At 63.6% G+C, this 13,131-nt stretch carries 15 protein-coding genes, 1 tRNA gene and 1 pseudogene; 8 read left to right on the forward strand and 9 right to left on the reverse strand.

Features of this window, described 5'->3' with window-relative positions; translation table 11 throughout:
* Positions 1-88 precede the first annotated feature (88 nt).
* Positions 89-1,768 (forward strand): MFS transporter, encoded by a 1,680-nt coding sequence (locus ACFQU1_RS04715; protein WP_378129825.1) that lies wholly within the window; start codon positions 89-91, stop codon positions 1,766-1,768.
* Positions 1,769-2,057: 289 nt separating this feature from the next.
* On the opposite strand, the gene ACFQU1_RS04720 is transcribed toward ACFQU1_RS04715, so the two are convergent.
* From ACFQU1_RS04720 to ACFQU1_RS04730, 3 genes are all read right to left on the reverse strand, one after another.
* Entirely contained in the window at positions 2,058-2,714 is a 657-nt protein-coding gene (locus tag ACFQU1_RS04720) for a hypothetical protein (RefSeq protein WP_378129827.1), read from the reverse strand.
* 173 nt (positions 2,715-2,887) lie between these two features.
* A complete protein-coding gene (locus tag ACFQU1_RS04725) occupies positions 2,888-3,223 on the reverse strand; it encodes a hypothetical protein (RefSeq protein WP_378129829.1) in 336 nt (111 codons plus the stop codon).
* Between the two features lie 156 nt (positions 3,224-3,379).
* Positions 3,380-3,706 (reverse strand): hypothetical protein, encoded by a 327-nt coding sequence (locus tag ACFQU1_RS04730; protein ID WP_378129831.1) that lies wholly within the window; start codon positions 3,704-3,706, stop codon positions 3,380-3,382.
* Between the two features lie 315 nt (positions 3,707-4,021).
* Between ACFQU1_RS04730 and ACFQU1_RS04735 the strand changes: the two genes are divergently transcribed.
* A tRNA-Thr gene (locus tag ACFQU1_RS04735) sits at positions 4,022-4,097 on the forward strand.
* A 252-nt stretch (positions 4,098-4,349) separates the two neighbouring features.
* Here the strand turns inward: ACFQU1_RS04735 and ACFQU1_RS04740 are convergent.
* Positions 4,350-4,559, reverse strand: a complete 210-nt coding sequence (locus ACFQU1_RS04740) for a hypothetical protein (RefSeq protein WP_378129833.1) — start codon at positions 4,557-4,559, stop codon at positions 4,350-4,352.
* Positions 4,560-4,747: 188 nt separating this feature from the next.
* Between ACFQU1_RS04740 and ACFQU1_RS04745 the strand changes: the two are divergent.
* A pseudogene (locus ACFQU1_RS04745) lies at positions 4,748-4,990 on the forward strand (Rha family transcriptional regulator); the annotation flags it as partial.
* On the opposite strand, the gene ACFQU1_RS04750 reads toward ACFQU1_RS04745, so the two are convergent.
* Positions 4,960-5,259 (reverse strand): TRAP transporter large permease subunit, encoded by a 300-nt coding sequence (locus ACFQU1_RS04750; RefSeq protein WP_378129835.1) that lies wholly within the window; start codon positions 5,257-5,259, stop codon positions 4,960-4,962. The pseudogene ACFQU1_RS04745 and the gene ACFQU1_RS04750 sit on opposite strands and share 31 nt — an antisense overlap.
* A 137-nt stretch (positions 5,260-5,396) precedes the next feature.
* On the opposite strand from ACFQU1_RS04750, the gene ACFQU1_RS04755 reads away from it, so the two are divergent.
* Positions 5,397-5,540 (forward strand): hypothetical protein, encoded by a 144-nt coding sequence (locus ACFQU1_RS04755; RefSeq protein ID WP_378129837.1) that lies wholly within the window; start codon positions 5,397-5,399, stop codon positions 5,538-5,540.
* Here the strand turns inward: ACFQU1_RS04755 and ACFQU1_RS04760 are convergent.
* On the reverse strand, positions 5,537-6,460 hold the full coding sequence (locus ACFQU1_RS04760) for a LysR family transcriptional regulator (protein ID WP_378129839.1): 924 nt from the start codon (positions 6,458-6,460) through the stop codon (positions 5,537-5,539). The two genes, ACFQU1_RS04755 and ACFQU1_RS04760, sit on opposite strands and share 4 nt — an antisense overlap.
* A 108-nt stretch (positions 6,461-6,568) precedes the next feature.
* Here ACFQU1_RS04760 and ACFQU1_RS04765 point away from each other — a divergent pair, with 108 nt between their 5' ends.
* Genes ACFQU1_RS04765 through ACFQU1_RS04780 form a run of 4 tightly spaced genes read left to right on the forward strand, consistent with a single transcriptional unit; the run spans position 6,569 to position 10,234 of the window.
* Positions 6,569-7,630, forward strand: a complete 1,062-nt coding sequence (locus ACFQU1_RS04765) for a TRAP transporter substrate-binding protein (RefSeq protein WP_378129841.1) — start codon at positions 6,569-6,571, stop codon at positions 7,628-7,630.
* 22 nt (positions 7,631-7,652) lie between these two features.
* On the forward strand, positions 7,653-8,243 hold the full coding sequence (locus tag ACFQU1_RS04770) for a TRAP transporter small permease subunit (RefSeq protein ID WP_378129843.1): 591 nt from the start codon (positions 7,653-7,655) through the stop codon (positions 8,241-8,243).
* A 6-nt stretch (positions 8,244-8,249) separates the two neighbouring features.
* On the forward strand, positions 8,250-9,539 hold the full coding sequence (locus ACFQU1_RS04775) for a TRAP transporter large permease (protein ID WP_378129845.1): 1,290 nt from the start codon (positions 8,250-8,252) through the stop codon (positions 9,537-9,539).
* Between the two features lie 20 nt (positions 9,540-9,559).
* Positions 9,560-10,234: an HD domain-containing protein gene (locus ACFQU1_RS04780; RefSeq protein WP_378129847.1), complete on the forward strand. Its 675-nt coding sequence runs from the start codon at positions 9,560-9,562 to the stop codon at positions 10,232-10,234.
* 178 nt (positions 10,235-10,412) lie between these two features.
* Here the strand turns inward: ACFQU1_RS04780 and ACFQU1_RS04785 are convergent, their stop codons facing one another.
* From ACFQU1_RS04785 to ACFQU1_RS04795, 3 genes are read right to left on the reverse strand one after another with little or no spacing between them, the layout of a single operon-like run.
* Positions 10,413-10,832, reverse strand: a complete 420-nt coding sequence (locus ACFQU1_RS04785) for a DUF6527 family protein (RefSeq protein WP_378129849.1) — start codon at positions 10,830-10,832, stop codon at positions 10,413-10,415.
* Positions 10,833-10,835: 3 nt separating this feature from the next.
* Positions 10,836-12,233, reverse strand: a complete 1,398-nt coding sequence (locus tag ACFQU1_RS04790; protein WP_378129851.1) for a ThiF family adenylyltransferase — start codon at positions 12,231-12,233, stop codon at positions 10,836-10,838.
* Position 12,234: 1 nt separating this feature from the next.
* Entirely contained in the window at positions 12,235-13,101 is an 867-nt protein-coding gene (locus ACFQU1_RS04795) for a multiubiquitin domain-containing protein (protein WP_378129853.1), read from the reverse strand.
* Positions 13,102-13,131: the final 30 nt, after the last annotated feature.

Raw genomic sequence — 13,131 nt, forward strand, 5'->3', positions numbered from 1 at the left:
CGTGATTAGCGTGGTCGTTGGCACCCGCCAGCGGTCACGTCCTCCCGACGCAGACTCCATAAGAACGAGGATGGCCAGGGAGGCACCGATGAGTGTTGCGACATCCGTACCGATTGAAGGAAAAAAACAGCCGATGACGCGCGAAGAGAAGAAGGTGATCGTCGCCTCTTCGCTCGGCACAGTCTTCGAATGGTATGATTTTTACCTCGCGGGCTCTCTTGCGATCAATATATCGGCCAATTTCTTTTCCGGCGTCAATCCGACTGCCGGCTTCATCTTCACACTTCTCGGCTTTGCAGCCGGTTTCGCAGTCAGGCCTTTTGGTGCGCTGTTCTTCGGGCGCCTGGGCGATCTCATCGGCCGCAAATACACCTTCCTCGTGACCATGACAGTCATGGGCTTATCCACATTCATCGTGGGTCTGCTGCCGAGCTATGCCGCGATCGGCATCGTCGCGCCCATCGCCTTCGTGGTCTGCCGCCTGCTCCAGGGCCTGGCACTCGGCGGGGAATATGGGGGAGCTGCCACCTATGTCGCCGAACACGCTCCGCAGGGCCGGCGTGGCTTCTATACTTCCTGGATCCAGACGACCGCGACCTTCGGGCTGTTCCTTTCGCTCGTCGTCATCCTCCTGCTTCGTTTTTCCATGTCGGCGGAGGACTTCGCCGCCTGGGGCTGGCGCGTACCGTTTCTCCTTTCCATCCTGCTGCTGGGCATTTCCATCTGGATCCGGCTTCAGCTGCAGGAATCGCCTGCTTTCACCAAGATGAAGGCTGAAGGCACCCAGTCGAAGGCCCCCCTGACGGAAGCCTTCGGCCGCTGGAAGAACGCCAAGATCGGCCTCATCGCCCTTTTCGGCGGCACGGCTGGCCAGGCCGTCGTCTGGTATACAGGCCAGTTCTACGCGCTGTTCTATCTCACCCAGACGCTGAAGGTGGACGGGACGACGGCCAATCTGTTGATTGCGCTCGCCCTTCTCATCGGCACCCCCTTCTTCATCGTCTTCGGCTGGCTCTCGGACCGGATCGGCCGCAAGCCGATCATCCTGGCCGGCTGCCTGATCGCGGCAATCAGTTACTTCCCACTCTTCGCCGCCCTGTCCCAGTACAGCAATCCCGACCTCGTTGCCGCGCAGGAGAACGCGCCGGTGACCGTCATCGCCGATCCGGCCGAGTGCTCCTTCCAGTTCAACCCGGTCGGCACGTCGAGCTTCACGACATCCTGCGACATCGCGAAGTCTTTCCTGGCCCGCAACGCGGTGAACTACGCCAATGAGGCGGCTCTGGCAGGGACTGTGGCGAAGATCAGGATCGGCGACCAGGTCATCGAGGCCTTCGACGCCAAAGCCGCCGGCCCAGAAGCCGCAGCACGGACAACTGCATTCACCAAAACTGTCACCGACGCCATCCGCGCGCACGGCTATCCGGCCGCAGCCGATCCGGCAAAGATGAACAAGGTCATGATGACCGTCATCCTCACCATCTTGGTGCTCTTCGTGACGATGGTCTATGGGCCGATCGCCGCGCTGCTCGTCGAACTCTTCCCGACGCGCATCCGCTATACCGGGATGTCCCTGCCCTACCATATCGGCAACGGCTGGTTCGGCGGCTTTCTGCCGCCCACCGCCTTCGCCATCGTGGCGGCGACCGGGAACATCTATTCAGGCTTGTGGTACCCCATCGCCATCGCGCTGATGACCTTCGTGGTTGGCCTTCTGCTCCTCCCGGAAACGAAGGACCGCGACATCTACACCTACAAGGGGGAATGAGAACGGGCAGTGGATAGCGGCCCGGCCGGTTCGCAGTTTCGCCACGATCTGCACGTTGACTGACCGGGCCTTTCAGTGACCGCGTTCCTGTAACCGATCGGGGCGAGACCGCCGGCGATGGATCGGAGCCTGCCGAACAATATTGTCGGGAGACTCCGAACAGTTGGAACTCCCGGCAGTTCGATCCGTTCTACCTCGACGGAAGATCATCAGTTTTCCGAGACCCCAACGTGAAAACCCCGCCTTGCGGCGGGGTCTTTTTTTGAGGCCGAGGTGAGTGAGGGCTGCCTCAGTAGCGGCAGACCCTAACCTGCCGCACCCGCCAGACACCGTTCACGACCACCCGCCTTGGCGCGCGATAGCAATAATCCGCCTGGCTTGCCTGGGTGGCGATTGCAGTCCCTGCTGCACCGATGAGAAGCCCGGTCGCCAGCGCCGCTCCCGTACCCCAACGATCGTAATAGTATCCAGGGTAGCCGTAGTAGCCGTAATAGGCCGGCCTGTACCAGCCTCCCCGCCAGCCCGGGCGATACCAGCCGCCACGCCAGCGCGGCCCGTAGTAGCCACCCCTCCAGGCCGGGCGGTTCCAGCCTCTCCATGCGGCGCGGTTCCAGCCCGGCCGGCCGCCATAATAGGCCTGCCGGAATCCTGCACGGCGGAACCCTGGACCGCGGAAGCCGGGCCCACCACGGAACTGAGCCCCGCGAAAGGCAGGCCCGCCCCGGAACCCGGGCCCGCGGAAGCCCGGCCCCCGGAACGCAGGTCCACCGCCCCAATTGCGGCCGCCCATGCCGCCGCGGAGAGCCATCCCGCCACCGCGACCACCTCCGCCCCGCCACGCGGGCTGGGCGTCGGCCGGCGTCGGGATTGCCGACGCAAAGAAGGACACCGCCAGCATCGCGCCTGCGCCAAACAGCAGTGATTTGAATGTGAATGGAATGTTCATCGTCGTCCTCCCGCTCATGTCGGCATCGGCAGGCATCAGCGTCTCGTGCAGTTTATAATACTTAACCCTTTGTTAATCGACCAGTTCCGAGGCTGCCGAAGCGCGCGGGATACGTCCCGAAGCAAAAAGGCCTCGCACTGGCGGGGCCTTCCTGGTTGTCACGAATATGTGCATCAGTCGCAGATGGTGACGCGCCGATACGACCAGCCCCAGCCATCCACCCAGACCCGCCGGCGTTCGACGTAACAGCCCGGGTCGTAATCATAGACCGGGCCAGGTCCCGCATAGGCCGGCCGGACGGCCCCGGCCGCCAGGGCGCCGAGTGCCAAGCCGCCGACAATGCCGGCCGCAGCCGCCGCACCGGCGTTACCGCCGCGGTGGTGATAGTAATGGGGACCGTGACCGCGCCACCGCGCCGAAGCGTCGCCCGCACCCGCCACGACCGAGCCGGCAAGAACCAGGCCGGCGAGCCCGGCGCTCAGGATTTTCTTCGAGACTTGAAAGCTCATCGCTCTCCTTCCGCAGGGTTTTCATCAAAGCTAACCCCGACCCTCCGTAAGACTAACCGCGACCTCACGGGAGCGGTTCCCACCGAACACCGGCAGCATGTCCGCCATGAAAAAGGCCCCGGCAAGCGGGGCCTTTTGATAGCTATCGATGCGCAATCAATCGCAGACGGTGACGCGCCGGAACGACCAGCCGAGACCTTCGACCCAGACTCGCCGACGCTCTACATAACAGTCCGGATCATAGTCGTAGACGGGGGCTGGCGCCGCATAGGCCGGTCGCGCGGCGGTGGCGGCGAGCGCTCCGAGCGCCAGACCACCGACCAAGCCGGCCGCCACCGCTGCGCCCGGATTGCCGTGGTAATGGTGATAATGGTGGTAGTATCGGGGACCATACCACCGGGCCGCGGCATCGCCCGTGCCGGCCGCCATCGCCCCCGCGAGCACCAGGCCGGCGAGCCCGGCGCTCAGAAGCTTTTTCGACATTTGGAAGCTCATCGCCCTTCCTCACAACCAAACTGACCACAACTGGCATGGCCTGCGCGTGTAACTACGCATGAAGGGGATACTGCCAAGCCTTTATGGCGGAATCCGGACCTTGAGCACAGCGCTCTTTTTCGCGAATGTCTTGCAAAACCGGCAGGTGACCTTGCCCGCCCTGCACGACCACATGGGCAGCTGGAGGCAGCCATGAGGACGGCCTGCGCTTGTTGGCGGGCAGCCCCCTCCAAATGGTGGCGAGATGCTATCTTGCGGTCCTGCGGAAAGGCTGGTAGCCCAAAGTCGCGCTTGGGGTGGGAGGCCGGTTTAGCTCAGCTGGTAGAGCACCTGATTTGTAATCAGGGGGTCGGGGGTTCGAATCCCTCAACCGGCACCAGCAACGTCAACTACTTAGACGGAATTTCAGCCCCTGGACGATGCCAGGATCTGCACTCAGGGTAACGTACGGGGTAACAAGAGCGTTGCCCAGCCTTTCCCGAGCGATTGAGCGGAAAGCGCCGCCGATGGGCCCTCTCGAGTTGATTCGCATCGACACGTCAGCTGTTACCCTGGCACGTCATCCGGTCGCCAAGGTAACAGGCGGTGCCGCCTCGCCCGCTACGTTGCAGCGAGCTCATCCCTTGCGGCTTCAGGTCGTGGTGCTCACCCGCTGGATCGCCGAGAACGGCACGATCCAGACCCTGTCGTCTTCATCCTGAAATCTGACGCAGTCTGACGTCACAACTGCGTGGTGTCTCACGTGGAAGGTCTGGTTGGCGCAGCAGAGGCGCACTGTATCGTGTTTTTCGAGAATTTCTTTGAGCAGCGTGGCGAAATTGGCCCGCAAGGCAACCTTCATCGGATCTCTCCCCCGTTCCGAAGACCTGGATTAGACACATTCAAAACAGCGGGGCGCCATCATCAGAAAGTCTAATCTCAAGGGCGTGATCGTCGGTTTCGCGCCGCGTCTTGCTCGTCGGCCAGCCTCCTGCGGGAAATTCAACCATATAGCACCGGAGCGACGAGAGCGGGCCCGACAGCCGGGACGTCGCGGCGTTCTTCGGCAAGAACCATTTCGATGTCCTGAAGGCAATCAGGAGCCTAGGTTGCTCGGCAGAATTCAGGGAAAGAAATTTTGCTTCGTTTAAGATCAATGACTTAACAGGTGATACCACGTCCCACGTCCTCATAACGAAGGACGGCTTCACCTTCCTGGTGATGGGCTTCAGAGGCGTCAAGGCCGCCAAGTTCAAAGAGGCCTATATCGCCCAGTTCAATGCGATGGAGGCCAAGCTCCGCCAGTTCGAAATCGAGCGGATCGAACAGATCGCCGGTATCATGCGGTCGAGCGATATCCGCGCCACGGCGCAGGCGGCGAAGAGATTCACGCTGAAAGGCGGCGTGATCATGCCGAGCGCCAAGTTCACGACCATCACCATGCCGAAATTTACGGGATCGATGCCGAAGCTGGCGGCTACGGGTGCAAGGATCGGCGCCAGGACGATGATCGCTGCCGAGGTCTCGATTAACATGCCGATGAAGAATAGGCAGAGGTTCACCGCCAGGAGGAAAACCAGCCGTTCTCGAAGGTCTGGGTCGGGTAGGCACCGATCTGCGCCGGCATTCCGGCGCGTCAGCAAGAAGCTGAACAGGCCGGTGCGTATGATGGCCGACGAGGCTAAAGCCGGCCTTATCGGTGCTGCGCGCGACGCCTGAGCTCAACCCTGGCCGGATCTATGCACGTTATCCCGACGGGGGTCTCACGGCACCGATCAGCGCCATGCTGAAGTCGATCCAGAAATCGCTGCTCGCCATCGACTACCTGAAGATCGAGGGCTAGGCCGGCTCGCCAGCTGCATCGGCCGGCAGCAGGAACGGGATCTGCTCGAGCACGCGCTCGACGGCGGCGATCACCGCCTCAATCTCGGCCGTCGCGCTGCCGACCCGGTGGGCTGCGCAGACCCAGGCATGGGCAAATTGCGGCACCGAACGGAGCTTCACCACCTGTCCTGCGGCCAGGGCGGTCTCCATTAGCTTGACGGGCAGGAAAGCCGCGGCGACGCCCTCCTGCACAAGGTGGGCGATCACCATCTGCCCGGTGCAATAGTCGAGCCGCCGCGGCGACACGTCCGCGGCGCTGAACCAGTCAATCACCTGGCGGTGCATCGCCGAGGGCGGCGGATTCGACAGCAACTGGCAGTCCTGCAGGTCGGCTGGCCTGATGGTCGGGCGAAGCCCGAGCGACGGCGCGGCGATCCACGCCGCCTCCTGGCGGCCGAGCCTGACCAGGCGGATCGCGGCGCCGCCTGTCGGATGAACCAGGAAGGCAAGGTCGAGCCGATGCTCGCGCAGCTCGTCCTCGAGATGCGAACTCGTCGCCACCGAAAGCTCGAGCCGCAGCAGCGGGTAGCGCGCCGCCAGATCCTTGAGGATCAGCGGCAGGCAGGCGACCGCGAAGGTCTCGGGCAGCCCGACTCTGACCGTCCCGTGGATCTCCCCGGCCGAGCCGACCCGTTCGCGCAGCCGGCCGAGCTCATCGATGATGGTCAGCGCGTGGACGAAGAGCAGCTCGCCGTCGACGGTAAGCCGCAACACGGTGCCGGCCCGCTTGAAGACGCGGACGCCGAGTTCGTCCTGCAGCGACTTCAGGCGGAGCGAGACGGTCGGCTGCGCCAGGAAGAGCTGTCTTGCCGCCGCTTGGACCGATCCGAGGCGCGCCGTCCAGACGAACGCTTCCAGTTCAGCAATCGTCGGTCGCATTGAAATTCCCAATATTAGTCGGCCAGATAAACAAATTGGATTTGGGAATGCAATGCTGCGTAAACTTACGCAAAGAGAACGGGCTGTTTCATTCGGAGGGAGAGGACTATGCAGCGACATTTCCGCGTGATTGCGGTGCTGGCGGCGGTCGGGCTCGGCGCCTCACAGGGCGAAGCCCAGGACTTCGCAAAGGTCAATCTCAAGGTGTCTGGCGGCAACCAGACGCAAAACATGTTCCAGAAGATCTACAAGCCCTTCTTCACCGAGACGCTCGCGGCGCGGACCAACGGCACGATCACCACCACCTTCGGCTCGCTCGAGGAGCTCGGCTTGCGCGGCCCCGAAGTGCTGCGCCTGCTGCGCCAAGGCGTCTTTGACATCTCCGAGGGCACGCTCAGCTACATGGCCGGCGAGGACCCGCGTTTCGACGGCCTCGACCTGCCGGGCGTCACCGTCGACATCGCCACTCAGCGCAAGGCTGCCGACGCCTTCCGCCCTGTCCTCGCGAAGGCGCTTGAGGAAAAATACGGCACCAAGCTGCTGAGCATGAGTCCGATCGCCGCGCAGATGTTCTACTGCAAGGGCGAGATCACCGGCCTGGACTCGCTGCGCGGCAAGGCGGTGCGGACCTTCAACCGGGCGATGTCCCAGATGGTCGAGGGGGCTGGCGGCTCGACCGTGAACATTCCCTTCGCCGAGGTCATCCCCGCGATGCAGCGCGGCGTCGCGCAATGTGCCGTCACCGGAACCTCCGCCGGCAACACCGCGCGCTGGTGGGAGGTGAGCGACCACCTTTACGCCCTGCCGATGGGCTGGTCGATGACCTTCTTCGGCGCCAATCTACGCAACTGGTCGCGCCTGGACGAGAAGACCCGCAGCTTCCTCGAGAAGCAGTTTGTGGAGCTCGAGGACCGGATGTGGGCCCAGGCGGGCAGCGACATCCAAGACGGCGTCAACTGCAACACCGGCTCGGGCCCATGCAAGGACGGGATCGAGGCGACGTCAAAGATGAAGTTCGTCACCGTGTCGGAGGCTGACAAGGCCGCGGCGCAGAAGATCGTCCGCGAGCGGGTGCTGCCCGACTGGGCCAAGCGCTGTGGCCCCGAGTGCGTCAGCCAATGGAACGCGACGGTTGGCAAGGTCGCCGGAATTGAGGCGAGCGCGCAGTAGCGCCTTTCTCAGGACAGTGACGATGGCACGGCTCCATGACGTTGTCGCGGGCTTGTCCTTGTGGATGGCTCGCATCGGCGGCCTGATGCTGGTGGCGGCCTCGGGCCTAATCAGTATCGAGATCCTGGCGCGCAAATTCATTCTGATTCCGTTCAGCGTTGGCAGCGAGCTGTCGAGCTACGCGCTGGCGATCGCGGCGAGCTGGGCCTTCGGCTATGCCGTGCTCAACCGCGCCCATGTTCGCATCGACGTAGTCAGGAACTGGACGCCGCCGGCCGTCCGCTTCGGGCTCGACGTGCTGGCTTTGGCGACGCTGGCGGCGGCTGCGCTGATCCTGAGCTATTTCGCCTGGGACACGGTCGAGACCTCCTGGTTGCTGGGTGCGCGCGAGAACACTTCGCTGGGCACACTGCTGGTCATCCCGCAGGGCCTGTGGCTGATCGGGCTGATCTGGTTCGCGCTGGTCTGCGTTGAGCAACTCGTGCTGGTCGGGCTGGCGCTGCTGAGGGGCTCGCCGGGCGAAGCCGCCGCCATCGTCGCCACACCAGACGTCGCTGACGAGGTCGAGGAAGCGCTCGAAGCCGTCGACGCCCAGCCGGTCGTTCCAAGGTAGCCGCCCATGGTACCCACCTCGCTCGGACTTCTCATCGTCCTGCTCGGTCTCAGCATACCGGTCGGTGCGGCACTTCTGCTGTTGGCGTTATCGCTGGGCGCGATCTACTCGCCGATGCCGATCTATCTTGCGATGGGCGAGGTGGTCTGGTCCGCATCGACCAATTTCCTCTTGGTCAGCGTGCCCCTATTCGTCCTGCTCGGCGAAATCCTGCTGCGCTCGGGCATGGCGGACCGACTCTACCGCTCGATGAGCCACTGGCTTGCTTGGCTGCCGGGCGGGCTGATGCATGCCAATATCGGCGCCTCGATGGTTTTCGCCGCCACCTCCGGCTCCAGCGTCGCCACCGCAGCGACGATCGGCACCGTGGCGACGCCGGTCATCAAGACCTACGGCTATGGCGAGCGCCTCTTTCTAGGCACCATCGCAGCTGGCGGGACGCTCGGCATCCTCATCCCGCCCTCCATCAATCTGATCATCTATGGCTGGTTGACGCAGACATCGGTTCCGCAGCTCTATTTGGCGGGCTTCGTGCCGGGTCTCGTGCTGGGCCTGCTCTTCATGGCGACGATCCTGATCTGCTGCCTGTTCAAGCCGCAGTGGCGCGGACGCCAGATCGAGACCTCGTGGCGCGATCGGATCGACAGCATCGGAGGGCTGGTCCCGCCGGCGATCATCTTCCTGATCGTCATCGGCAGCATCTATGCGGGCTTTGCGACGCCCACGGAGTCGGCCGCGCTCGGCGTGATCGCTGCGATCGTCCTCGCGGCGCTCAACCGGCGGCTCAGCCTCAGCATGATTCTCGAGGCGCTCGACGGCACGATGCGGACCTCCGCGATGATCATGCTGATCGTCGCCTCGGCCTTCTTCCTGAACTTCGTGCTCTCGGCGATCGGACTGGTGGCGGCCTTGAACAGCTTCGTCACCGGACTCGGGCTCGGCCCGATGGGCACGCTCATCGCCGTGATCGTGTTCTACCTCGTCCTCGGCTGCTTCATGGAGCCGTTGCCGATGATGATCGTCACCATCCCGATCATCGTGCCGGTCATCGTCCAGGCCGGTTTCGACCCGGTCTGGTTCGGGATCATGGTCGTGCTGCTCTGCGAGACGGCGATGATCACACCGCCTGTCGGCGTCAATCTTTATGTCGTCCAGGGCGTACGCGGCCGCGGCGTCATCAGCGACGTGATCCTCGGCGTGCTGCCCTTCATCGGCAGCCTGCTCGCCATGATCGCCCTCATCATTCTTGCCCCCGGAACAGTCATGTGGCTGCCGAAGCTGATCGGCGCCCATTGATGAACACACAGGAGACCAGCGTGAGCTACCCCCGGACCGTATCGTTGCGCGGCAAGCAGATCGAGATCACCGAAGCCAAGCGCGCGGCGCGGCTCGCAGAGATGCCCGAGATCGGCTGGATTGAGGACGCCGATCTGCGCGACAACGTACTCGACGCCTGGGCCGCCGCGCTGGAGGCGCATGGCTTCACGCAGATTGGCGAGATGAAGCCCTCGGGCAATTACGATTCGCTACCGCTGCTCAGCGGCTCGCAGGCCGACCATATGCGCTCGGTCTGCCGGCTTGCGGTGAAGACGGCCGAGGAGATGGCCGCGCTGTTCCCGGCCTTCCGCTACAACCGCGACATCCTCATCGCCGGCGCGCTCTGCCACGACATCGGCAAGGTCTGGGAGTTCCAGCCCGACAACGTCAAGCGCTGGAAGGAAAGCCCGCAGGCGGTCGGCATGCCGTCGATCCGGCACCCGGCCTATGGTGTCTATATCTGCCTGAGCATGGGCTTGCCCGAAGCCATCGCCCATATCGCCGCCGCCCATTCTGGCGAAGGTGAGCTGCTGGAGCGCAGTCTGGAGAACACCCTCGTCCATTGGGCGGACGTGACCTTCTGGAAGGCGGTACAGGCCGGCGGCCAGTTGTCCAGCACCGACACCTGGCTCGACGGGCTGACGGCCGGCGTTAGCGGGCAACCGCGAGCCTGATGCGCCACCTAGCTTCCCGACCACGGCAAGCTAACGGCGAAATCAGCCACTCGCAGCTTACTCGCGAAACAGCGATACACGCGCTATGCAGTGTCTGCGGGCGGTTTCACTTCCGGAAAGCGCCCTCAAATTCGGTCGTTGAGCAATCTTGTAGACCTCCCATAACCTGCCGGGCCGGTTAGTTCATCCGATTTCTATAAGTAGGGGCGGTCGAGACTTTATCGGCGGATTCCCCCGGGTTGGGTTGGAACTTTGGGCGTCCATTGGCGCACCAATCGACCCGCCCTTGCTTGATCCAGAAGTGGCAACCACAGTCGTTCAGCTGATCCACGGATGGCCGCACGGTAGGCCGATGCCAGAAATCTCGGATTACGTTCCAACGTGGTCGGCGACCGGGGTTCAATGAGAGACTGATGGCCTTGCCGCAGCCGCCCGGGCAGGACAGGCATGCCCACTTCTCGATCTGCCCGTCGCACACGACGAGCAGCTTTCCAGGTGGAATCTGCGCTCCGGCGGGAAAGGCCGGAGTGTTCTCGGTGAGCAGATCGAACCGGAGGAATCCCAACAAGCGCAGAAAGCGGGCGATTCTGTTCTTCACCGCTCAGTCCACCATGTCGAGGAAGGGCGTGACGTCGCCGGCGCCGCAATTCCGATCGGAATTGCAGCTCGGGCAGCGATCGCGGTGCCGGTGCGCGATGAAGCGCTCGTCGCGGGCATGCCAGCGACGAACGCGGTTCGGGATCATGCCCTTCATGCCATGGAAGCCGGTGAGCGCCGCGATCAGCTCGTCGACGGCTACCGAGGCCATCTCGGTCGTGAAGGTGACGACTGCCGGTGCGGGATCGCCACCGCCGATGACGTAGGCCTCCTCCTTTCGACGTTGGTATTCCTCGGGACGAGTTCGTTCCAGGTCCTCCTCGTGGGCCCGAGTGGCATTCACCACTCCCGAGCAAATTAGGCACGGGCGTCCGGGAAGGACGGTAGTCACGCGGCCATTCAGGTCTGCGCTGTGCGTTTCGGTGGGCGCGATCATGCGGAGGCCGACATCGATCACCGGGATGCCATAGAAGTACGCGAGCCGATTGATGAAGATCCGGCCCGAGTTGTCATCGGTGCAGCCGAAGACGAAGTCCGACGCCTTGAGGGCATCGCGCACCTCCACCGAGTTCACCCAAGCTTTGCTTGTGACGACATGGCATTCAACGCCCATGGCCTCGATCTCGCGCTTGAGGATATCGACCTTGGGCGTGCCAACGTCGGACCTGCGGGAACCATGGACGCGATTGAGATTGCTCTCGGCCAGGGTATCGTTGTCGATCAAGTAGATGCGACCCACGCCGATGCGGGCAAGCAGCAGCGCTACCGCGCTACCGGTGCCGCCGCAACCGACGACACAGACCCGGAGCGAGCGCAATGTGGCGTTGAAACCGTCGCCGAAGAGGCGGCGCTGGCGATCGAGATGCGACGATACCATGCCCTCGGTCGGCATGCGCGCGTGGCGAGTGAAGCGGCCGCCCACGATCTGTACGGCATCGGCGAGCAAATACGTATTCCCGTCGAGCCAGATTCGGGCGCACACCGAGCCATCGCCGCCGAGCACTATGCTGACCAGGCCGCGAACACCCTTGAGGTGCGCGGTGCGGGCGAGCTCACGTTCGTTGCGGTCGTCTTGGTCGGAGAAGAAGGCGTAGCTGCCCGGATGGGTGTGCACGATTGCGGGCACCTTGCCGGCGATCAAGGCATCGCCGAGCAGCCGCATGAAGCCGATTGTGCTCCAGGTCACATGCATCGGCGAGGCGCTGATCCTCTCAGCCGCCGGTATGTCGGCCACCTGGTGGGTGACCAGACGCAAACGGGGTTCGTGGGTCCAGGGATCGGCGGCGATATCGGAGGAGCCCAATAGCATATAGGCCGCCGCCTCCGGAGCATCGCGCCCCGGAAGCAGCGGACGGAGCAGATCCATGTGCTGCTCGAGAATGGTGACGTCGACGATGGTCATCTTAGGCCGCCTTCTGGAATGCCAGCTCGGCGCGGGCGACCATGGTGCGGATGCCATCAATGCCGGCGCGCCATTCGGCATGGCGGGACCAGCGCTGCCAGCTGGTACCCGCGAACTGATGAGCGACGTCCGCGCACTTGGCGTCGCGCCCGCTGGCCTTCAGCTTGATCCAGGGCGCGGTGTAGAACATGTCGACGCTGGCGTCGGGATAACCTGCGGGCAGCTGGATCATGATGTCGACGGTGTCGCGGTCGAACTTGCCAGGCGGGAGCGGGAAGTCCTTGATGACGACGCCGCTCGAGCCGGCCTCACCGATGATCTCGTAGGTCAGGCCGTTGTCCTCGAGATACCGGCGGTCGGCGGACGGAACGGCGAATAGCCCCTCCGTCGTCTCGCGGATCACCGTGATGAAGCGCTCGATGCCGTTGCCGGCCAGGTCGACCAGGTCGGTATCAGCGATCGGACGATCATGCCCGCCGCGCACCTCCAGGTAGATGGTGTAGCGCTCATCGACACCGGCCAGGTTGCGTAGCGCCTTGCCGCTGATGAGGCTCTTGCCCCACGACATCTGGCGTTCCTCGATGGTAAAATTGAAAGTGCGGTCGGTTTCGAAATAGGCGAAGACCTCGGTGCCCTTGCCGCGCAGGTCGAAGGTCTCGTCCAGGCGGACGTCCTCGAACTCGCCGTTGGGCATAATCGCGAAGAGGGAATAGTTCTCCACGTCGCAGACGCCGGCGGCCGCGAGGATCTGACGCCCGACGGGGATCGGATCGGCGACGGTGGCGTTGTGGTAGTTCACGCCGTCATTGGTGAAGCGGACGCGGTAGGCGGTGTTGGCGGCTTCGGCCGCACGGTTCTCGGTGGTCATAGTTCTGTATTCTCCATCGGGTCATCCGCG

Origin of the sequence: Chelatococcus sp. GCM10030263 (genome assembly GCF_042666455.1) — a bacterium.
Classification (GTDB): domain Bacteria; phylum Pseudomonadota; class Alphaproteobacteria; order Rhizobiales; family Beijerinckiaceae; genus Chelatococcus.

What these genes read in the sequence shown, in the direction of transcription:
- ACFQU1_RS04715 (WP_378129825.1), top strand. Translation starts at nt 89, where the DNA reads ATGAGTGTTGCGACATCCGTACCGATTGAAGGAAAAAAACAGCCGATG.
- ACFQU1_RS04720 (WP_378129827.1), bottom strand. Translation starts at nt 2,714, where the DNA reads ATGAACATTCCATTCACATTCAAATCACTGCTGTTTGGCGCAGGCGCG.
- ACFQU1_RS04725 (WP_378129829.1), bottom strand. Translation starts at nt 3,223, where the DNA reads ATGAGCTTTCAAGTCTCGAAGAAAATCCTGAGCGCCGGGCTCGCCGGC.
- ACFQU1_RS04730 (WP_378129831.1), bottom strand. Translation starts at nt 3,706, where the DNA reads ATGTCGAAAAAGCTTCTGAGCGCCGGGCTCGCCGGCCTGGTGCTCGCG.
- ACFQU1_RS04740 (WP_378129833.1), bottom strand. Translation starts at nt 4,559, where the DNA reads ATGAAGGTTGCCTTGCGGGCCAATTTCGCCACGCTGCTCAAAGAAATT.
- ACFQU1_RS04760 (WP_378129839.1), bottom strand. Translation starts at nt 6,460, where the DNA reads ATGCGACCGACGATTGCTGAACTGGAAGCGTTCGTCTGGACGGCGCGC.
- ACFQU1_RS04765 (WP_378129841.1), top strand. Translation starts at nt 6,569, where the DNA reads ATGCAGCGACATTTCCGCGTGATTGCGGTGCTGGCGGCGGTCGGGCTC.
- ACFQU1_RS04770 (WP_378129843.1), top strand. Translation starts at nt 7,653, where the DNA reads ATGGCACGGCTCCATGACGTTGTCGCGGGCTTGTCCTTGTGGATGGCT.
- ACFQU1_RS04775 (WP_378129845.1), top strand. Translation starts at nt 8,250, where the DNA reads ATGGTACCCACCTCGCTCGGACTTCTCATCGTCCTGCTCGGTCTCAGC.
- ACFQU1_RS04790 (WP_378129851.1), bottom strand. Translation starts at nt 12,233, where the DNA reads ATGACCATCGTCGACGTCACCATTCTCGAGCAGCACATGGATCTGCTC.
- ACFQU1_RS04795 (WP_378129853.1), bottom strand. Translation starts at nt 13,101, where the DNA reads ATGACCACCGAGAACCGTGCGGCCGAAGCCGCCAACACCGCCTACCGC.